The 19857-nt window shown below is 74.7% G+C and carries 16 protein-coding genes and 1 tRNA gene; 7 read left to right on the forward strand and 10 right to left on the reverse strand.

Annotation, left to right across the window (positions count from 1 at the left end; translation table 11 throughout):
- Window positions 1-28: 28 nt before the first annotated feature.
- Complete coding sequence (locus JKP76_RS06180; RefSeq protein ID WP_309229956.1) at window positions 29-706, forward strand: response regulator transcription factor; 678 nt, start codon at window positions 29-31, stop codon at window positions 704-706.
- On the opposite strand, the gene JKP76_RS06185 is transcribed toward JKP76_RS06180, so the two are convergent.
- The 7 genes from JKP76_RS06185 to JKP76_RS06215 form a co-directional block, all read right to left on the reverse strand.
- A complete protein-coding gene (locus tag JKP76_RS06185; RefSeq protein WP_200489987.1) occupies window positions 703-2343 on the reverse strand; it encodes a GAF domain-containing protein in 1641 nt (546 codons plus the stop codon). The two genes, JKP76_RS06180 and JKP76_RS06185, sit on opposite strands and share 4 nt — an antisense overlap.
- A gap of 80 nt (window positions 2344-2423) precedes the next feature.
- Entirely contained in the window at window positions 2424-2978 is a 555-nt protein-coding gene (locus JKP76_RS06190; RefSeq protein ID WP_200489988.1) for a universal stress protein, read from the reverse strand.
- A 174-nt stretch (window positions 2979-3152) separates the two neighbouring features.
- A tRNA-Gly gene (locus tag JKP76_RS06195) sits at window positions 3153-3223 on the reverse strand.
- A 71-nt stretch (window positions 3224-3294) separates the two neighbouring features.
- Window positions 3295-4536 (reverse strand): phosphotransferase, encoded by a 1242-nt coding sequence (locus JKP76_RS06200; protein ID WP_200489989.1) that lies wholly within the window; start codon window positions 4534-4536, stop codon window positions 3295-3297.
- A 29-nt stretch (window positions 4537-4565) separates the two neighbouring features.
- Window positions 4566-5531 (reverse strand): methyl-accepting chemotaxis protein, encoded by a 966-nt coding sequence (locus JKP76_RS22950; protein WP_200489990.1) that lies wholly within the window; start codon window positions 5529-5531, stop codon window positions 4566-4568.
- Between the two features lies 1 nt (window position 5532).
- Window positions 5533-6111, reverse strand: a complete 579-nt coding sequence (locus tag JKP76_RS06210; protein WP_200489991.1) for a PAS domain-containing protein — start codon at window positions 6109-6111, stop codon at window positions 5533-5535.
- A gap of 169 nt (window positions 6112-6280) precedes the next feature.
- Complete coding sequence (locus JKP76_RS06215) at window positions 6281-8986, reverse strand: S8 family serine peptidase (protein ID WP_200489992.1); 2706 nt, start codon at window positions 8984-8986, stop codon at window positions 6281-6283.
- 163 nt (window positions 8987-9149) lie between these two features.
- Between JKP76_RS06215 and dcd the strand changes: the two genes are divergently transcribed.
- On the forward strand, window positions 9150-9734 hold the full coding sequence (gene dcd / locus JKP76_RS06220; protein WP_200489993.1) for a dCTP deaminase: 585 nt from the start codon (window positions 9150-9152) through the stop codon (window positions 9732-9734).
- Here the strand turns inward: dcd and JKP76_RS06225 are convergent.
- The 3 genes from JKP76_RS06225 to JKP76_RS06235 all read right to left on the reverse strand — a co-directional run bounded on the left by JKP76_RS06225 (window position 9731) and on the right by JKP76_RS06235 (window position 14763).
- Complete coding sequence (locus JKP76_RS06225; RefSeq protein ID WP_200489994.1) at window positions 9731-11035, reverse strand: MFS transporter; 1305 nt, start codon at window positions 11033-11035, stop codon at window positions 9731-9733. The two genes, dcd and JKP76_RS06225, sit on opposite strands and share 4 nt — an antisense overlap.
- A 121-nt stretch (window positions 11036-11156) precedes the next feature.
- Window positions 11157-13454 (reverse strand): (Fe-S)-binding protein, encoded by a 2298-nt coding sequence (locus JKP76_RS06230; protein WP_200489995.1) that lies wholly within the window; start codon window positions 13452-13454, stop codon window positions 11157-11159.
- A 307-nt stretch (window positions 13455-13761) separates the two neighbouring features.
- Window positions 13762-14763, reverse strand: a complete 1002-nt coding sequence (locus JKP76_RS06235; protein WP_200489996.1) for a type IV toxin-antitoxin system AbiEi family antitoxin domain-containing protein — start codon at window positions 14761-14763, stop codon at window positions 13762-13764.
- Between the two features lie 281 nt (window positions 14764-15044).
- On the opposite strand from JKP76_RS06235, the gene dnaK reads away from it, so the two are divergent.
- From dnaK to JKP76_RS06260, 5 genes are all read left to right on the forward strand, one after another.
- Window positions 15045-16907, forward strand: a complete 1863-nt coding sequence (dnaK, locus tag JKP76_RS06240; RefSeq protein WP_200489997.1) for a molecular chaperone DnaK — start codon at window positions 15045-15047, stop codon at window positions 16905-16907.
- Entirely contained in the window at window positions 16904-17599 is a 696-nt protein-coding gene (grpE, locus tag JKP76_RS06245; protein WP_200489998.1) for a nucleotide exchange factor GrpE, read from the forward strand. The genes dnaK and grpE overlap by 4 nt, the downstream gene beginning before the upstream one ends.
- A 22-nt stretch (window positions 17600-17621) precedes the next feature.
- On the forward strand, window positions 17622-18836 hold the full coding sequence (gene dnaJ, locus JKP76_RS06250) for a molecular chaperone DnaJ (protein WP_200489999.1): 1215 nt from the start codon (window positions 17622-17624) through the stop codon (window positions 18834-18836).
- A gap of 92 nt (window positions 18837-18928) precedes the next feature.
- On the forward strand, window positions 18929-19282 hold the full coding sequence (locus JKP76_RS06255) for a heat shock protein transcriptional repressor HspR (RefSeq protein ID WP_200491299.1): 354 nt from the start codon (window positions 18929-18931) through the stop codon (window positions 19280-19282).
- Window positions 19279-19758: a MarR family transcriptional regulator gene (locus tag JKP76_RS06260; RefSeq protein ID WP_200490000.1), complete on the forward strand. Its 480-nt coding sequence runs from the start codon at window positions 19279-19281 to the stop codon at window positions 19756-19758. The genes JKP76_RS06255 and JKP76_RS06260 overlap by 4 nt, the downstream gene beginning before the upstream one ends.
- Window positions 19759-19857 lie beyond the last annotated feature (99 nt).

Below are 19857 nucleotides of genomic sequence, written 5' to 3' on the forward strand. Positions count from 1 at the left end.
GGGTCACAGACGGGTGGGGGAGGCGGTCGTGCCCGAGCAGAAGGCCAGCGTGCGCGTCTTCCTGGTCGACGACCACGAGGTCGTCCGCCGGGGTGTCGCCGAGGTGCTGGAGGACGATCCGCACCTCGTCGTCGCCGGTGAGGCGGGCTCGGTCGCGGAGGCGCTGGCCCGCGTGCCCGCCGTCCGCCCCGACGTCGTCGTCCTGGACATGCGGCTCCCGGACGGCAGCGGCGCGGACCTGTGCCGCTCGCTGCGCCAGCGCGTCCCGGGCCTGCCCTGCCTGGTCCTCACCAGCTTCTCCGAGCACGAGGCGCGCGAGGCGGCGGTGCGGGCCGGGGCGACCGGCTTCCTGCTCAAGCAGGTGCGCGGCCCCGCGCTCGTCTCCGCCGTCCACACGGTGGCCGCCGGCGGGACGCTGCTGGAGGAGATCCCGTCCTCCCGGCCGCTCCCGCGCCCGCGCCCGCCGACGGTCGCGGGGGCCGACCGGCTCCCGCTGCTCACCGACCAGGAGCGGATCGTGCTGCGGCTGATCGGCGAGGGCCTGACCAACCGGCAGATCGGCGACCGCATGGGCCTGGCCGAGAAGACCGTGAAGAACTACACCAGCCACCTGCTGGCCAAGCTCGGGCTCGAGCGGCGCACCCAGGCGGCGATCCTCGCCACCGAGCTGCGGGACGGCGCCCCCGACCAGGCGTTTCCCGACTAGGCGGTGCCCCCGGCCAGGGGCACGGTCCACCGCACCTCGCTGCCCGACGGGCCGGCGCTGGTGGTGAGCCGCCCGCCGCGCCGCTCGGCGCGGTCGGCCAGGTTGGCCAGCCCGCTGCGCACGGTGACCTCGGGCAGCCCGCGGCCGTCGTCGGCGACCTGCACGCGGACCTCGTCGGTGACCGTGACGGTCACCGTCACCCGCTGCGCTCGGGCGTGCCGCACGACGTTGGTCACCAGTTCCCGCACCGCGGCGACGACGTCGTGCACCAGCCCGGCGGGCAGGTCCTCGACCTCGCCGTGCATGCGCAGGTCCGGCCGCAGGCCGTGGCCGTCCACCACGGAGCGGACGACGTCGACCAGCCGGTGCCGCACCCCGTCGGGGGAGGCGTCCTGGTGCTGCAGCTCGAAGATCGAGGAGCGGATGCGGGAGATGGTGCCGTCGAGCTCGTCCACCCGCTCGGCGAGCCGGGCCGCCAGCTCGGGCGAGTCCGCCTCCACCGAGCGGCCGATCCGGTCCAGCGCCAGGGCGGTGGCGAAGATCCGCTGCACCACGTGGTCGTGCAGGTCGCGGGCGATGCGGTCCCGGTCGGCCTGCACCTGGAGGCGGCGCTCGCGGCGCTGGCTGCGGACCAGCTCCATAGCCACGGTGGCCTGGGCGGCGAACTCTCCTGCAAGGGTGAGCAGCTCCGGGTCGAACGGCTCGCGGTGCCGCTCGCGCATCATCGCCAGGATGCCGAGGGCGGGAGGCCCGCCGACCGGGATGAACAGCGCCGGGCCGTACTCCCCGGAGAACTCGCCCGCCACCTCGGGTACGACGGAGGTGAGCTGTGCGTCCCCGACGTCGGGGAGGGCCCGGACGGCGCCGGTGGTCCGCACCTCGCCCAGGACGCCGCCCTGGACCGGTACGCACATGCCCTCGGAGTCCGGACCCCGCCGCCCCACGGCGGCGATGACGCGCATGTCCCCCGGGGCGTTCGGCTCGGGGACCAGGACACCGATGGCGTCCGCGCCCGACAGCTCAGAGATGCGGGCCGCGCCGGTGCGCAGCACGTCGTCCGGGACGGCGCCGGCCAGCACCGTGGCGGCGAAGTCCACACCGGCCTGCGCCCACGCCCGGCGCAGCTCGGCGCGTTCCAGCAGGCAGGCGTTCTCGATGGCGAGCCCGGCCACAGCGGCCGGGGACCGGGTCATCTCGGCGTCGGCGTCGGTGAAGGGACCGCCGGAGCGCTTCTCGGCCAGGTGCAGGTTGCCGAGGACGGCGTCGCCGACGCAGACCGGGACGCCGACGAACGAGCGCATCGGCGGGTGCCCGTCCGGGAAGCCCTGGAAAGCCGGGTGATCGGCCAGGTCGTCCAGCCGGAGCGCGACCGGCTCGGCGAGCAGCAGCCCGAGCAGCCCCTCGCCACGGCGCGGCGCACCGATCCGCCGCTGCGTCTCCTCGTCCAGCCCCTCGACGACGAACCGGTCGAGCCGCTCGCCGCCCGGGCTGAGCACGCCGAGCGCGCCGTAGGTCGCGTCGACCTGCCGGACGGCCGCCCGGAGCACCTCGCGCAGGGTGGTCTCCAGGTGGCCGCCGGAGGCCGCCGCGCGGACGGCGACGGCCAGCTCCGGGGCGTCGTGCGGCGGGTCGCTCACCGGCCCACCGCCCCGTCGGGCGGGGTCACGGCCCGACTGTAGGGGGCCCGCTCGCGGCGGGTAGGGGGTGCGGCTCCCGGTCAGGCGCCACGGGCCAGCCGACGGAGCGGCTGCCTGGGGACGGCGGGGCGCAGCAGCCGTTTGCCGTCGGCGCCGACCATGACCAGGTCGGCGCCGTGCATGGCGGCGTCCAGGGCCTCGAACACCGCCCGCTCGAGGAAGGCGGTGCGGGTGCGGCCGCTGATGCCGGTCTCGGCGACGGCGCGGAGGACCTGCGCCTCCAGGTGGTCGCGGGCGGCGTCCTGGGTGCGCTTCGTCAGCCGGGCGGTGCCCTCCAGCGGATCGCCGTCCGGGCCGTCGAGGACGCTGACGGCGACGACGGTCGCCTCGCGGCGGGCGGCTTCGCGGAGCGCCCACAGCAGGGCGCGGTGGCCGGCGGCGGTGCCGTCGACCTCGACGAGGAGCCAGGGGTTCTGCCGGCGGGGGCGGAGCGGGATGAGCTGGAGGTGCTCGACCGCGGACTGGTCGATGTCCGTGCGGGTGCTGCTGCGCGGGGTGGTGCCGGCGGGAGCGGAGTCGGGGTCCTGGTCCGCGGAGCGCTGGTCGGCGACTCCCGCGGAGCGGTACTGGCTCATGCGGCGATCGTGGCGGGGCGGAGCGAGCGGCCCCAGGGACCAAGGGCCCGGCGCTCGGATTCGAGAACCGAATCGACCGTTCGGACCGTCCAGCCACGGCGAGCCTGTTCGCTGGGTGACGGCGCTCTCACATCCCGGCGCCCGACGTCCGGGGATGGAGGAGGTGGAGAGGAGAGCGGGTGACGAGAATCGAACTCGCACTGTCAGCTTGGGAAGCTGATGTTCTACCATTGAACTACACCCGCGTACCGCTCTGGCCTGGGCTTTCACCCCGCAGATCCGCCGGCGCGCAGCCGGTCGAGCGATCGGGGCGAGACTACACGCTGCGCCCCCGGCGGCGGGAACCCGGTGCCCAGCGCTCGGCCAGCGCGACCCGCTCCTCGGTCCGCACCATCCACGCGGGCTCCAGGACGCGGAACGGGCCGGTGGCCAGCCCGAGCAGCGCGGCGGCCACCCGGGCCCGCAGCTGCGCGGCCGGCCAGCGGCGCAGCGCCGCCTCCACCAGCTCGTCGCGGTACCGGGCGGCGGGGGCGGACGTGGCCTGCAGGGCGAGGGGTGCCAGGAGGGTCGCCCAGTCGTCGATCCGGTGCCCGCGCCCCGCGGTGTCGACGTCGAGCAGCCCGACCACGGCGCCGTCGTCGACCAGGAGCTGGGCCTCGTGGAAGTCGCCGTGCACCGGCACCTCGGGGTGCTCGCCCGGATCCGCGGCGTCGAGGGCGGCCGCGAGCCGGGCCAGCCGGGGCCGCAGCTGCGGGGCGACCTGGCCCAGCACGGCGGCGTGCTCGAGGACCCGCGCCAGCGGGCCGGGGCGTTGCGGGCCGGGCACGGTCGCGGGGAGGGCGTCCAGCAGGGCGTCGATGGCCTCCGGCCCGGGCAGGGCGGCGGCCTCCCCGGCGAGCAGCACCCGCAGCGGGGTCCCGGCCAGCCCGCGCAGCACGAGGGCGCCGTCCGGGGTGCGGGCGAGCACCGGCGGCACCGGGACCGCGCCGCCGAGCAGCGCATGCCGCAGCGCCAGACCGTCGGCGGCGGACGGCCGGACGACCTTGAGGAACAGCGGGCCGGCGCCGGTCTGCACCTCGAGGACGGCCCGCCGCCCGGGCCGGTAGGAGCGTGCCCGCACGCGGACCCCGCCGTCGGCGACGCCCAGCTCGGCCAGCCGGGCGGCCGCCGCGCCAGGGCGGGCCGCCCAGGCCAGCGCCGGCAGGGCGGGGTCCCACGGCCAGCGCCACGCGCCGGCCGCGGTCCGCGCGCCGTCGACCGTGCCCTCGAGGAGGGTCGCGCCGTGCGGGATCGTCCCGCCCGTCGTCGCGGCGAGCCGCTCGCGGCTGCGCCGTCCGTCGGCCCAGGTGACCTCGGCGACGTACCGGACCGTCGCCCCGCCCCCGGCCCGCACGGTCGTGCCGGTGGCCCGCAACCGGATCGGCCGGCCACCGGCCGGGGCCAGGGCGGCCGCGCACAGCGCACCGGCCGGTTCGCCCAGCAGCAGCCGCAACGCCGGTGGCCAGCTCCGCCTGCGGGCCGGGGGAGCCACGGGCTCGAGCGGGGGCGGGAGGTGCACGGCGGTCACGCTAGAGCCGCGGCCACGCCCTACCGGCGCATCTCCGCCAGGAACGCGATCGCCTCGGTGCGCAGCCGCTCGGCCATCTGCGACAGCCCCATCGGCTCGGTGCCGCCGGCCAGGGAGGAGCCGTCGACGGCAGTGGCGATCCCGTCGACCAGCCCGTTCATGTCGTCGACCGTCGTCCCGACCGTGCTCATGCCGCCGGCGACGTCCTCGCAGGCCTGCCGGATCTGCTCGACCTGCGCGGTCACCCGCTCGGTCGCCCGGCCGGTCTGGTCGGCGAGGTCCTTGACCTCGGAGGCGACGACGGCGAAGCCCTTGCCGGCCTCGCCCGCGCGGGCTGCCTCGATCGTGGCGTTCAGCGCCAGGAGCCGGGTCTGGGCGGCCACCGAGTCGATCAGCGCGATGATCTCCTTGATCTCGGCGGAGGAGCGGGTCAGCGAGGTGATCGTCGCGCCCGCGGTGCCCACCTCGGTGCGCGCTGCCGACGCCGCCTGCGTCAGGCTGGCCGCCGAGGCGCTCATCTCCGTGGCGGCGGTCGCCACCTGCTCGGACATCGCCAGCACGACGGACTCGAACTCGTCGGCCAGCGACAGCCGGGAGGTCTGCGCCTCGGTGACCCGGCCTGCGGTCTGCTGCATCGCGTCGCGCGCGGCGTTGATGTCGGTGGCGCCCTTGCGGAACGCCCCGCGCAGCCCGGTGAGCAGCAGCCGCCGGTGGAAGCGCCCCTCGGCGGCCGCGCTGAGCGCTGCGGAGGCCTCCCGGACGTAGGCGTCGGAGACGTCGAGCGCCCGGTTGACGCCGTCGCGCAGCGCGGTCAGCTCCGGGATCTCGTCGGCGCCGGGCACGGGGAGGCTGCGGGCCTCGAGGTCCCCGCGGGCGGCGGCGTCGCAGGTCGCGGTCAGCTCGCGCACGAAGGCGCGGTAGACCGCGAGCTCCTCGGCGTCGGTGCGGCGGGCGGCCTCGGTGCGGCGCGGGAAGCGGCCGGCCATCTCAGCTCTCCTCGCGGTTGATGATCGACCAGACGAAGTCCTCGTAGGAGTCCGCCTCCGCGGCGACCAGCTGCTCCAGGAGCCGGGACGACGCCTCGACGGCCGCCCGGGCGGTGGGGTGGCGCTGCTCCTCGTCCAGGAGGTGCCGGTAGAGCGGGACCACCCGGGCCACGGCCGACGGCGAGGGCCGGCGCCGGTTGGAGTGGTAACCGACGATCCGGCCGCGGTCGTCGTAGGACGGCGTGACGTGGGCGAGCACCCAGTAGTGTCCGCCGTCGGCCGCCAGGTTGTTGATGTAGGCGAACACCTCGCGGCCCGCGGCGATGTCCTCCCAGAGCAGCGCGAACACCGCGCGCGGCATCTCGGGGTGGCGGATCAGGTTGTGCGGCTGCCCGAGCACCTGGTCCAGCGGGTAGCCGCTGACGCGCAGGAAGACGTCGTTGGCGTAGGTGATGACGCCGCGCCGGTCGGTCTTGGAGACGATGAGGTCGTCCTCGGCGAAGGCGCGCTCCACCCCCGTCGGCAGCACGCGCCGCCGGGCGCCCCGTGTGCCGTCGGGCGCCGCCTGGGTGTCCAGCACGCGCTCGCCTCCTCCGTGTCCGATCCGGTTCCTCATCTCTCCATCGGCACCCCGGGGCGCGGTCGGCACCCGAGCCGGGCATGTGTCGGACGACACCGCGCCCCGTCCGCACGGGGAAGTCGGACGGGGCGCGGTGGCTCCCGGGTGCGCCCTCAGGCGCGCGCGGCGGTCAGATCGCCACGCCCGTGCAGGACGAGGCGCAGTTCGTCGACCAGATCCAGGTCAGCGCGGCGAACGTCGTCGACCGGACGAGGCGCTGACCGTGCGGGCCGGTGCGCTCGACCGGGCCGCCGGACCCGGGGCCTGTGCCGGGACCGGTCCCCGGCGTCGTGCCCGGGTTCGTGCCCGTGCCCGGGTTCGTGCCGGTGCCCGGGTCGGTGCCGCTGCCCGGGTCGGTGCCCGAGCCGGGGGAGGAGGCACTGGACCGGTAGGTCAGGGCCGCCGGCAGGACCGAGGAGCGGCCGTCGGGGGCGAAGACCGTGACGTCGTAGCTGCCGGCCACGCGGGCGGGCACCCGGAACTGGATCCGGCTGGCCGACTCGGTGACGACCGCCGCCCGCGCGCTGGCGCCGATGAGCACCTGCGAGCGGGAGGGCAGCGCGGTGCCGGTCAGCGTGACCAGCGTGCCGCCCTCGACGGACACCACGGTCGGGCTGAGCGACGTGATGCCGAACGGCCCGATCGCCGGGTAGGTCGCGCGGTCCTCGGCGGGCGGGGTGGACGGGGTGGTGCTCCCGCCCGGCGTGCTCCCGCCGCCGGTGCCCGGGGTGGTGCCGGCCCCGGGGGGCGCGGGCGAGGCAGGGGTGGTCGGTGACGCAGGGGTGGTCGGCGCCGCCGGCGTGGTCGGGGACCCGCCCGGGGTGGTTCCGGGGGTCGTCCCCGAGCCCGGGTTCGTGCCCGGGTTCGTGCCCGTGCCCGGGCCGGGGCTCGTCCCGGGGCCGGTGCCCGTGCCGGGGTTCGTGCCGGTGCCCGGCGCGGCCGGGGTCGTGGGCGTGCCCGGGGTGGTCGGCGCGGTGCCGGTGCCCGGGGTGGTCGGTGCCGGGGTCCTCCCGCCGCCGGAGCCGCCCGATCCGCCCGGGGTGGTGCCGGGCGTCGTCGTCCCGGGGTTCGTGCCCGCGCCGGGTGACGTGCCGGGGCTGCCGGGGATGCCGGGGGTGCCGCCGCCCGGGGTGGGCGCGCTCTGAACGCCGACCAGCAGCGGCGCGGCCGTCGTGCGGCCGACCGCGGCGCCGTCGCGCAGCAGCTGCACGGTCAGCACGTAGCGGCCGTCCGCGAGCTCGGCGGAGGGGGAGAGGCCGAGGCCGTCGAGGCGCGGCAGGGTGCCGAGGTCGAAGACCGCCGTGCCGGTGTCGTCGGTCGCGACGGTGGCCCCGGCGAGCGTGACCGGCTCGTCGGCCAGCGCCCAGATCTCGCCCTCGAACTCCATGCCGAGGCCGAGGGCGATCGAGTAGGCGCCGCCCGCGGCGGTGCTGCTGCTGACGCCGATCCGCGGGGTGACCGTGCCCGCCGTCGCCCGCATCGAGGTGAACGCGTACTGCACCGATTCCGTCGGCGTCCCGGTGAGCGCGGCGACCGAGAGCCGCCCGCCGGTGACCGAGCGGCCGCGGAAGGCCGGCACCGGGTCGACGTCGTCGAGCAGCGACTGCTTGATCTGCGCGCCGGTGGCCGCGGGCATCGCGGCCCGGTAGAGGGCGACCGCGCCCGCGACGATCGGTGAGGAGAACGACGTGCCGTTGGCCAGCGCGTAGCCGCCGGTGTTCGAGGTGACCAGCACCTGGGTGCCCGGGGCGAAGAGGTCCACCCCGGTCGCGCCGTAGGCGGAGAAACCGCTGACGGTGTCCGCCGCCGTCGAGGCGCCGACGCTGACGACGTTCCAGTCGGTCAGGCTCGCCGGGTACATCGGGTAGCGGTCGCGGTCGAGGGCGTCGTTGCCGGCCGCGGCCACGACGAGGACGTCGTGCGCGGCGGCGTAGGCGACCGCCGACTGCAGCGCGGTCAGCGCGGTGCCGCCGACGCTGCCGCCCCAGGAGGCGTTGATGACGTCGGCGCCGTGGTCGACGGCGTACCGGATCGCCTCCGCACCGGCGAAGACGTCGACGGTGCTGCCGCCGCCGATGACCAGCGGCATGATCGTGATCCCGGGGGCGACACCGGCCAGGCCGATGCCGTTGCCGGCCCGGGCCCCGACCGTGCCCGAGACCATCGCGCCGTGGCTGCCGTAGGAGCCGTTGTCCACGTCCGGGCTGTTCGTGTACCAGTTCCAGCCGTGGCAGTCGCCGCGCTTGCCGTTGCCGTCGGTGTCGGCCGCGCCGCAGGGCTCCGCGGGGTTCACCCACAGCGAGCCGGCGAGGTCGGGGTGGTCGGAGTCGAAGCCGGAGTCGACGACCGCCACGACGATGCCTTCGCCGCGGGTGAGCTCCCAGCCGTCGGTGACGTCGATGTCGGCGTCGGGGACCACCGGGCTCTGGTTGGCCGCGTTGCTGCCGGTGTTCTCCAGGTGCCAGCCGTAGGAGCGGAAGTACGGGTCGGTCACGTCGCCCAGCAGCGGCACCGACGTCGACGGCTCGACCGCACCGACGCCCGGGACGGCCGCCAGGTCCGCCGGGACCAGCGCCCGGGTGGCGACCAGCGCCCGCCCGTCGCTGAGCGGCTGCGCGCTGACCACCCCGTCGACCGCGGTGAGCGCGGTGAGCAGCGCGTCGTCGGCGGTGCCGCCGGCCGCGGTGACGACTAGGCGGGTCAGCCCGTCGCCGGGCCCGTGGTCCTCGACCACCGGCACCGAGGGCCCGGCCAGCGCGCTGTACGTCGCCGCGCCGCCGTAGCCGAGCGCCAGCGCCGCGACCAGCAGCAGCGCCTGGAGCGGTGTGCTCCTCATCGATCGTCCCCCGCACGCCCCGCTCCCGGACCGTCCGGGCGCAGCCACCGGCACCGAGGGGCCGGCGGCAGACGTCATCGGGCTCGCAACGGCGCGCCCCGGCCCGGCCTTGAGCGGGTTCACCCGGACGGTGGGTACCGGCGCGGTGCCTAGACTCCGCGCCATGCTTCTGAGCGACCGCGACATCACGGCCGCGATCGCCGAGGGACGCCTCGGCATCGAGCCCTACGACAAGGGCCTCGTGCAGCCCTCGAGCATCGACGTCCGGCTGGACCGGTACTTCCGCGTGTTCAACAACTCGCGGTACACCCACATCGACCCGGCGGAGCAGCAGGACGACCTGACCACGCCGGTCGAGCCCGAGGGGGACGAGCCGTTCGTGCTGCACCCGGGCGAGTTCGTGCTCGGCTCCACGCTCGAGGTGATCAGCCTCCCCGACGACCTCGCCGCGCGGCTGGAGGGCAAGTCCTCGCTGGGCCGGCTGGGGCTGCTCACCCATTCGACGGCGGGCTTCGTCGACCCCGGCTTCTCCGGCCACATCACGCTGGAGCTCTCCAACGTGGCCAACCTGCCGATCACGCTGTGGCCGGGCATGAAGATCGGCCAGCTCTGCATGTTCCGGCTGACCAGTCCGTCGGAGCACCCGTACGGCTCGGCGGTCTACGGCTCCCGCTACCAGGACCAGCGCGGCCCCACGCCGTCGCGGTCCTACCGCAACTTCACCCGCGCCGAGACCCGCCGCCCCTAACCGGCGGCGTCCGGCCGGACGACGACGGGCGGCTCGGCCCCCGCCGTCCCCACCACGTCGCCGGACCGGGAGGCGGGTGACCAGCCCGGGACGGACCGGTCCACCTCGTCGTCGACGAACACCTGCCGGGTGGAGATCCAGCCGGCGACGGCGAGCACGGCGACCGCGACCAGCACCGTCACGAACATCCCGGTGTAGCCGCCGGTGATCCCGCGCAGCACCCCGACGAGCAGCGGCCCGCTGCCGGCGATCACGTAGCCCCACGACTGGGTCACCGTGGACAGCGCCGCGACCGTCTCCGGCGTGCGGGCGCGCAGGCCGATCAGCGCCAGCACCATCGAGAAGGTGCCCATGCCGACGGCGATCAGCGTCATCCAGAGCCAGGGCGCCGTGGTCGGCGCCTTCCAGAGCCCGGTCCAGCCGACGACGTAGGCGGTCACGAACACGGCCAGCAGCGGCCGCTGCAGCCGCGGGCGCACGGTGAGGGACGGGATGACCGCGCTCAGCGGCAGCCCGACGAGGGAGTTCAGGCCGAGCAGCAGCCCGGCCGTGCCGGCGGGGAGCCCCGAGTCGCGCAGGTACTGGGCCGACCAACCGATGACGACGTAGGCCTGCAGCGCCTGGACGCCGAAGAAGAGGGTCAGCGCCACGGCCGTGGGGCTGTGCACCAGGGAGCGCATGCGGACGGCGGAGTGGCCCGCCCGCGAGACGCCGGGCGCGGCCGGGACGCGCAGCCACACCCCCGCCGCCACGACCGCCGGCACCGCCCACACGACGAGCGCCCACCGCCAGCTGCCGGTCGCGTCGGCCACCGGCTGGGAGCCGACGGCGCCGAGGGTGGCGCCCAGGCCCATGGCGGTGCTGTACGCGCCGACGAGCGCGCCGGTGCGGGTCGGGAAGTGCCGCTTCACCAGGCTGGGCAGCAGCACGTTGCCCAGGGCGCCGCCGACCATGGCCAGCGCGGTGCCGGCGAGGAACAGCGGGAAGCCGGGGGCGGCGCTGCGCAGGGCCAGGCCCGCGGCCATCGCGACCAGGGCGCCGGCCAGCACGTGCGCGTCGCGGTAGCGCGCCGACAGCGCCGGCCCGGAGAAGCCGATCAGCGCGAAGCAGAGCACCGGCAGGGTGGTGATCACGCCGGCCAGGGAGCTGGAGATGTCCAGCCCGCGCTCGATCTCCTCGAGCACCGGGCCGACGCTGGTGATCGCCGTCCGCAGGTTGAGGGCGGTCAGGACGATCGCGACCGCGATGAGCACGCCGCCCCGCCGGGAGCTCGTCGCGGGTGGGGCAGCGGTGCGGGTCACCGGGGAATGGTCCTCCGCCCGCGGCCCCGCCGTCCGCCGGGGGTCGGCCGGGTGCCGGAACGGCGACGGCGCGCGCCCCCCTCCGCGGGGGACGCGCGCCGTCGTCGTCGGGCGGGTGCTGCTACTTCGGGTCGTGCTCCGTCGCGGCGGAGTCCAGGCCGACGACGTCGCCGGCCGCGGTGCCGACGTCGGGACCGGACGCCGCGCCCTGGACGCCCGCGGCAACCGGCTGCATCGAGCGCAGCAGGATCTGGCTGACGTCGAGGACCTCGACGTGCTCGCCGGCCTCGCCGTTCTGCTTCTTCGACGTGAGGGCGTCGGAGAGCATCGTGATGCAGAACGGGCACGCGGTGGAGATGACGTCCGGGTCGAGCTCGAGCGCCTCCTCGGTGCGCTCCATGTTGATGCGCTTGCCGATCTTCTCCTCCATCCACATGCGCGCGCCGCCGGCGCCGCAGCAGAAGCCGCGGTCCTTGCAGCGGTGCATCTCCTGCGTGGACAGGCCCTGGACGGACTCGAGGATCTCGCGCGGAGGCGTGTAGACCTTGTTGTGCCGGCCCAGGAAGCACGGGTCGTGGTAGGTCACCTTGCGGTCGATCGGGGTGACCGGGACGAGCCGGCCCTCCTCGATCAGCTGGCCGAGCAGCTGCGTGTGGTGGATGACCTCGTACTCGCCACCGACCTGCGGGTACTCCTTGCCCAGCGAGTTGAAGCAGTGCGGGCAGGTGGCCACGATCTTGCGGGTGCCGGGCACGCGGCCCTCGAAGACGCCGTTGAGGGTCTCGACGTTCTCCATGGCCAGCTGCTGGAAGACGAACTCGTTGCCCAGGCGGCGGGCCGGGTCACCGGAGCAGGTCTCCCCGTTGCCGAGGACGGCGAACTCGACGCCCGCGGTGTGCAGCAGCTCCGCGACGGCCTTGGTGACCTTCTTGGCGCGGTCGTCGACGGCGCCGGCGCAGCCGACCCAGAACAGGTACTCCACCTCGTGGGGCAGCGGGCCGTCGGCCATGCGCACCTCGAAGTCGAGCTCCTTGATCCAGTCCTCGCGGACGTTGCCGCCCATGCCCCACGGGTTGCCGCGCTTCTCCAGGTTGGTCAGCATCACGCCGGCCTCGGAGGGGAAGTTCGACTCGATGAGCACCTGGTAGCGGCGCATGTCGTCGATGTGGTCGATGTGCTCGATGTCCACCGGGCACTGCTCGACGCAGGCACCGCAGTTGGTGCAGCTCCACAGGACGTCGGGGTCGATGACCCCGCCCTCCTCGAGGGTGCCGACGAGCGGGCGGTGCGCCTGCGCGTCGTTGGTGCCCTCGATGCGGGCGTAGCCGCTGGCCCAGACCTGCTCGTCGCTGGGCTTGAGGATGTCGTAGTCCGGCGCGGTCTCGCTCGCCGTCTTCTCGCCGAGGAGGTACGGGGCCTTCGCGTAGAGGTGATCGCGGAGATCCATGATCACCATCTTCGGGCTGAGCGGCTTGCCCGTGTTCCACGCCGGGCACTGGCTCTGGCACCGACCGCACTCCGTGCAGGAGGTGAAGTCGAGCATGCCCTTCCACGTGAAGTCCTCGATCTTCCCGCGGCCGAAGACGTCGTCCTCGCCCGGGTCCTCGAAGTCGATCGGCTTGCCGCCCGAGGTCATCGGCAGCAGCGGGCCGAGCGCGGGGGCGCCGTCGGCGTTGCGCTTCGCGTAGATGTTCAGGAACGCGCTGAACCGGTGCCAGGCGACACCCATGTTCAGGATCCGGCTGATGACCACCAGCCAGGTGAGGCTGACGACGATCTTCACGAAGGCGACGACGGTCAGCAGGTCCGGGCTGTCCGGCAGGACCTCGGCGACCAGGCCGGAGACCGGGTGCGACCAGCCGGGGGCGTCGGTGAGGTCGGAGGAGACCTTGAGCGCGCGGATCAGCAGGATGCAGACGCCGACGGTGGCGACGATGAACTCGACGAAGTAGCCGCGGCCCTCGTTGCTGCCGGCGAAGCGGCTCTTCCGGCCCTGCCGGCGCGGGTGGTCCTTCTGGCGCCGGTAGATCAGGTAGATGATGCCGAGGATCGTGCCGGTGCCGATGATGTCGGCGAACAGGTTCCAGATGCCCCAGTTGCCGATGATCGGCAGGTGGAACTCGGGGTTGAAGACCTCGCCGAACGCCTCGACGAGGGCCAGGAACAGCCCGTAGAAGCCGACGAAGACGAACCAGTGGGCGACGCCGATGGACGACCACTTGAGCATCCGGGTGTGGCCCAGGGACTCGACCAGCGTCGTCTTCAGGCGGGTCTTGACCGGCCCCCAGCGGGTGCCGTCCGGCTGGCCGGTGCGGATGATCCGCACCATCGCCCGGACGGCCCGGTAGGCCATCACGGACGCGACGATCAGGAACAGGACGCTGATCGTCCCCAGGACGATCTGCAGCGGGCCCGTCATGTTTTCCTCCCCCGCACGCCTGGCGGCGTCGGTTGACTCCCGTGCGCCGTTGCGCGACGGCGAAGCTGTGGTGCACGCGCCGTCATCGTCGCCGGTCGGGGACCGGCGCGCGGTACGCATGCGGGCACGGCGTGCCCGCACGCTTCGCACGATAGCTGGCGCGCACGCAGGCTACTCGTGGCCGAGAGCACTCCTGCGATCACGATCCGGCCACCGCCCTCGCGCGCCCGCGGTGGGGTGGATCGCCGCCGCTCCCGCTACCGCCTCGTCGGTGCCGGTACCGCCTCGCAGGGCGGTACTCGGCCGCTCATCGCGGTAGCCGGCGGACGCCGCGCTCGCGGACGGTCGCGGTGAAGCGCCGCTCCGCCGGCCCGGGCGTCGCCAGTAGCGCGCGCAGGCGCTGCTCCATCGCCGGCCACCCGGGCCCGACGTCGGCGTCGATGACGCGGACGACGCGGATGCCGAGCGCCCGCAGCTCGTCCTCGCGGCGCTTCTCCTCCCAGAGCACCTGTCCCGGGCTGCGGTCCCGCCACGGATCGGTGTACTTCACCCGGCCGTCGAACTCGACCGCGACGGCGGCGTCGTCGAACCACCCGTCGACGACGGCGACGAGCCGCCCGGCCACCCGGATCTCGACCTGCAGCTCCGGCGTGGGCAGCCCGGCGCCCACGATGCGCAGCCGTCCCCGGGTCTCCAGAACCGACTCCGCCCGCCCGTCGGCCAGTGAGATGGCTCGGCGGGCGGCTGGACCGCCCGGCCACGTGCGTGCCCGCTCGGCCGCCCGTGCCAGGTCGGCCGCCGTGGTCTTGCCGACCAGCAGCGCCTGGTCCATCGCGATGACGGCGTCCTCGAGCGAGGTCTCCCGTGCGTGGTCGACGAGAGCGCGCGGCGGCGTCGCGACACGGAGCGGACCGCGCGCGCCGACCTCGTCGGGGTCGAGCGGTGACCGGGTCATGTGGAAACCGCGGCCGCGCCGGTTGTGTGCGGGATCGGTGAGCCGGACGACCCCGGCGGCGGGAGTGCGCGAGGGCAGGCCGTGCAGGTGGACCGCGGAGCCGTGGCTGATCGCGGCACCGGGGCGGTCGAGGTCGAGGAGGACGGCGAGGCAGTCGAGTTCGTGCCGCCACCCCTCCTCCTCGGCGCGCCCCAGCACGGCCGGCGTGGTGTAGACACCGCGGCGGAGCCGGACCCACCGGCCGGACGTGCACATCCGCTGCACCTCGTCGGCCCCGTAGCCCGCACGACGGGCGTCCGACGCCGTGACGACACCGCTCTGCCGTTCGGCGGCTGCGCGGAGGAGCGGATGCACCGGTGGAGTGTGCGGCGCACGGGGCGGCCTCGAGGGAGGCCCTGTGGACAACCGCCCGGGTACCGCCGTGTGCCCTCGGGTACCGCCGTGCAGTGCGGTACCGAGGCGGTCCGGCGGTAGTCATCGGGCGTCAGGAGTCGTACGACGCCCCGGGAACACGTCGCGGCACCCTGCCGTTATGGTGGGCAGGAAAGTTGAGCGGACCACGCGCAAGCTGGTGAGAGCCCTCAGCTACCGGACCAGCACCACCCTCCACAGCACACGGAAGAGAGGCCATCCCCATGGCACGAGCTGTCGGTATCGACCTCGGCACCACGAACTCCGTCGTCACGGTCCTCGAGGGCGGCGAGCCCACGGTCATCGCCAACTCCGAGGGCTCGCGCACGACCCCGTCGGTCGTCGCCTTCGCCAAGAACGGCGAGGTCCTCGTCGGCCAGTCGGCCAAGAACCAGGCGGTCACGAACGTCGACCGCACGATCCGGTCCGTCAAGCGCCACATGGGCACGACGTGGACCACCGACGAGATCGACGGCAAGAAGTACACCGCGCAGGAGATCAGCGCCCGCACGCTGCAGAAGCTCAAGCGGGACGCCGAGACCTACCTGGGCGAGCCGGTGACCGACGCCGTCATCACCGTGCCGGCCTACTTCGAGGACGCGCAGCGCCAGGCCACCAAGGAGGCCGGTGAGATCGCGGGCCTCAACGTCCTGCGCATCGTCAACGAGCCGACCGCGGCCGCGCTGGCCTACGGCCTGGACAAGGGCGAGACCGAGCAGACGATCCTCGTGTTCGACCTCGGTGGTGGCACCTTCGACGTCTCGCTGCTCGAGATCGGCGACGGCGTCATCGAGGTCAAGGCGACCGCCGGTGACAACCACCTCGGTGGCGACGACTGGGACCAGAAGGTCATGGACCACCTGGTCAAGACCTTCAACGCCTCGAACGGCATCGACCTGTCCAAGGACAAGCTGGCGATGCAGCGGATCCGCGAGGCCGCGGAGAAGGCGAAGATCGAGCTCTCCGGCGCGCAGTCGACGAACATCAACCTGCCGTACATCACCGCCGGTGCCGAGGGCCCGCTGCACCTCGACGTCACGATCACCCGCGCCGAGTTCCAGCGCATGACGCAGGACCTGCTCGACCGGGCCCGCGCGCCGTTCAACCAGGTGGTCCGCGACGCCGGCATCTCGGTCGGCCAGATCGACCACGTCGTCCTCGTCGGTGGCTCGACCCGCATGCCGGCCGTCAGCGACCTGGTCAAGGAGCTGACCGGCGGCAAGGAGCCCAACAAGGGCGTCAACCCGGACGAGGTCGTGGCCATCGGCGCCGCGCTGCAGGCCGGTGTCCTCCGCGGCGAGGTCAAGGACGTGCTGCTCCTCGACGTCACCCCGCTCTCCCTGGGCATCGAGACCAAGGGCGGGATCATGACCAAGCTGATCGAGCGCAACACCACGATCCCGACGAAGCGCTCCGAGATCTTCACGACGGCGGACGACAACCAGCCGTCGGTGCAGATCCAGGTGTTCCAGGGCGAGCGCGAGATGGCGATGTACAACAAGAAGCTCGGCATGTTCGAGCTCACCGGTCTGCCGCCGGCGCCCCGCGGCGTCCCGCAGATCGAGGTCGCCTTCGACATCGACGCCAACGGCATCGTCCACGTCACCGCGAAGGACCTGGGCACCGGCAAGGAGCAGTCGATGACCATCACCGGCGGCTCGGCCCTGCCCAAGGACGACATCGAGCGGATGATGAAGGACGCCGAGGCGCACGCCGAGGAGGACAAGAAGCGCCGCGAGGAGGCGGAGACCCGCAACCTGGCGGAGTCGCTGCAGTACCAGACCGAGAAGTTCCTGGCCGAGAACGGCGACAAGATCCCGGCCGACAAGAAGGACGAGCTCGGCGAGGCCCTCACCGACCTGCGCAGCGCGCTCGGCGGCTCGGACATCGAGGCGATCAAGACCGCGCAGGAGAAGGTCGCCCGGGTCTCCCAGGAGGTCGGCGGCGCGCTCTACGCCCAGGCGGGCGAGGCCGGCGCGGCCGGTGCCCCCGGCGCCGAGGCGGGCGAGCAGGCCGGTGCCCCGGCGGGTGACGACGACGACGTCGTCGACGCCGAGATCGTGGACGAGGACACCGACAAGCGATGACCTCCGGGGAAGAGCAGCCGCGGGTCGTCATCCGCGACAAGCGGCGCATCGACCCGATCAGCGGTGAGGTGCGGGCGCCGGCCGGCGAGCAGCCGGCCGGCGCCGGCCCCGCCACGCCGCCCGGCCCGACCGTCGCAGGGGAGCAGATGAGCGAGCACGACATGCCCGTGGAGGACCAGGCGCCGGAGCCGGTGGCCGCAGGGGGCGGGGACGACCTCGCCCAGCAGCTGGCCGAGCGCACCGAGGACCTCCAGCGGGTCACCGCCGAGTACGCCAACTACCGGCGCCGGGTGGACCGCGACCGCACCGTGGTCGTCGACCAGGCGGCCGAGCGGTTCGCCGCCGGCCTGTTCCCGATCGTCGACGACATCGAGCGGGCGCGGGACCACGGCGACCTGACCGGCGCGTTCAAGTTGGTCGCCGACCGCGTCCTGGGCCTGCTCGACGGCCTGGGCGTCGAGGCGTTCGGCGTGGCCGGCGACGCGTTCGACCCGTCGCTGCACGAGGCGGTCATGCACGACACGTCCCCCGACGTGGCGGTGCCGACGGCGACGACGGTGCTGCGGCAGGGTTTCCGCCGCGGTGAGCGCGTGCTGCGGACGGCGATGGTCGCGGTGACCGACCCGGAGAACCCGGTGCCCGCCGGCGACGGCGCGGCCCCGGCCGACCCGGACGCCGCGGCGTCCGGCTGATCGACAGGGAGGGGGGCACCCGATGAGCACACGGGACTTCATCGAGAAGGACTACTACGGCGCACTGGGCGTCTCCCAGAGCGCCGACGCGGCGGAGATCAAGAAGGCCTACCGCAAGCTGGCGCAGGAGCTGCACCCGGACAAGAACCCGGGCAACGCCGAGGCCGAGACCCGGTTCAAGGAGGTCTCCGAGGCCTACGACGTGCTCTCCGACCCGAAGCGGCGCGGCGAGTACGACGAGGCGCGGCGGCTGTTCGGCGCCGGCGGGGCCGGCGCTCGCGCCGGGTTCCCCGGCGGGGGCGGCTTCCCCGGCGGTGGGCAGACCTTCGACTTCGGCGACCTGTTCAACGGCGGCGCGGCCGGCGGCGCGGGTGCCGCCGGCGCGCGCGGCGCCGGGCTGGGCGACCTGCTCGGCGGGCTGTTCGGCGGGGCGGCGGGCGGGGCCCGGGCGCGCAGTCAGGCCGCCTCCGGCCCGGCCCGCGGTCAGGACGTCGAGACCGAGGCGACGCTCTCCTTCGAGGAGGCGGTCCTCGGCGTCACCGTGCCGCTGCGCATGCAGAGCCCGGGCAGCTGCCCGACCTGCGCGGGCAGCGGCGCGAAGCCCGGCACCAGCCCGCACACCTGCCCGGTGTGCCAGGGCGCCGGCGTGACCAGCCGCAGCCAGGGGGCGTTCGCGTTCTCCGAGCCGTGCCGCACCTGCCGCGGCACCGGCTCCGTCGTCGACGACCCCTGCCCGACCTGCTCGGGCAGCGGCATCACCAGCCAGACCCGGACGATCACCGTCCGCATCCCGTCCGGCGTCAAGGACGGCCAGCGCATCCGGCTGGCCGGCAAGGGCGCCCCGGGTCGGCGCGGGGGGCCGGCCGGTGACCTGTTCGTCGTCGTCCACGTCGCCGAGCACGCGCTGTTCGGCCGCAAGGACGCCGACCTCACGCTCACCGTGCCGATCACCTTCGCCGAGGCGGCGCTGGGGACGACGCTCACCGTGCCCACCCTCGACGGGACGGTCTCGCTCAAGGTGCCCGCCGGCACCGCCAGCGGCCGCACGCTGCGGGTGCGCGGGCGGGGCGTCCCGGGCAAGGGCCGCGCCGGCGACCTGCTGGTGACCCTCGACGTCGCGGTGCCGGTGCGCCTCACCCCGGCCCAGCGGGCGCTGATCGAGAACCTGGCCGCGGAGATGGACGAGGACCCGCGGCCGCAGATCACCGCGGCCCTCCAGGCGGGAGCCGAGCGGTGACCGGAGCCGTCGACCCCACCCAGGGGGCGGCGCGGTCCGTCGCCGAGGACGCGCCCGTGTTCGTCATCTCGGTGGCGGCCGAGCTCGCCGGCATGCACGCCCAGACGCTGCGCCAGTACGACCGACTGGGGCTGGTCAGCCCGGGGCGCACCGCGGGTGGCGGGCGGCGCTACTCGCCGCGGGACGTGGCGCTGCTCCGCGAGGTGCAGCGCCTCTCGCAGGAGGACGGCGTCAACCTCGCCGGGATCAAGCGGATCATCGAGCTGGAGTCGCAGGTCGAGGCGCTCCAGGCGCGCGTCCACGAGCTGCTCGACGAGCTCGAGCACAGCGAGCGCGGCCGGATCGCCGCCGAGGCCGCGATCTCCGCGGCCTACCGGGCCGACCTGGTGCCGCAGCGCCGGCCGAGCTCTGCCCTGGTCGTGTGGCGCCCGAGGAGCAGCCGGTGACCGAGGCCGACGCGCACGAGGCGTTCGTCGCCCTGGAGCGGGAGATCGGCCTGCTGCTGCGCCGCTCGCGGGCCATGTCCGCCCGGCTGGCCGGCCAGCTGCACCCCGACCTGGACGGCGCGGCCTTCGGCCTGCTGGCGCTGCTGCAGGACGCCGGCCCGCTGCGCGCCAGCGACCTGGTCGCCCGGCTGGGCCTGGACAAGAGCACGGTGAGCCGGCAGGTGTCCAGCCTCGTCGCCCTCGGCCTGGTCGACCGCAGCCCGGACCCCGACGACGGCCGCGCCCAGGTGCTGACGCCGTCCGCGGAGGGGGCGGCCCGGCTGGCGCTGATCCGCACCGCCCGGCGCGAGCGCTGGGAGTCCGACCTCGGCCACTGGCCGACGACCGACGTCGCCACCCTGGCCGAGCTGCTGCACCGGCTGAACCGGCTGGGCGAGGCCCGCGAGCGCGAGGACGGGGACGAGCCCACGACGTGACCGGGTGACGGCGGCCGCCGTGTGACGCGCGATTCGTTGCAGACCACAACCAACGGGTTTATGGTTGCACTCTGCACACGTCTCGACCGTCAGGAACCC

The sequence above is a fragment of the Blastococcus sp. TML/C7B genome (genome assembly GCF_016612845.1).
GTDB lineage: Bacteria > Actinomycetota > Actinomycetes > Mycobacteriales > Geodermatophilaceae > Blastococcus.

Bases quoted from the DNA above. Each gene is read 5' to 3' on its own strand.
- JKP76_RS06190 (WP_200489988.1), bottom strand. From the start codon at position 2,978: ATGAGCCAGTACCGCTCCGCGGGAGTCGCCGACCAGCGCTCCGCGGAC.
- JKP76_RS22950 (WP_200489990.1), bottom strand. From the start codon at position 5,531: ATGGCCGGCCGCTTCCCGCGCCGCACCGAGGCCGCCCGCCGCACCGAC.
- JKP76_RS06215 (WP_200489992.1), bottom strand. From the start codon at position 8,986: ATGAGGAGCACACCGCTCCAGGCGCTGCTGCTGGTCGCGGCGCTGGCG.
- dcd (WP_200489993.1), top strand. From the start codon at position 9,150: ATGCTTCTGAGCGACCGCGACATCACGGCCGCGATCGCCGAGGGACGC.
- JKP76_RS06230 (WP_200489995.1), bottom strand. From the start codon at position 13,454: ATGACGGGCCCGCTGCAGATCGTCCTGGGGACGATCAGCGTCCTGTTC.
- dnaK (WP_200489997.1), top strand. From the start codon at position 15,045: ATGGCACGAGCTGTCGGTATCGACCTCGGCACCACGAACTCCGTCGTC.
- grpE (WP_200489998.1), top strand. From the start codon at position 16,904: ATGACCTCCGGGGAAGAGCAGCCGCGGGTCGTCATCCGCGACAAGCGG.
- dnaJ (WP_200489999.1), top strand. From the start codon at position 17,622: ATGAGCACACGGGACTTCATCGAGAAGGACTACTACGGCGCACTGGGC.
- JKP76_RS06255 (WP_200491299.1), top strand. From the start codon at position 18,929: ATGCACGCCCAGACGCTGCGCCAGTACGACCGACTGGGGCTGGTCAGC.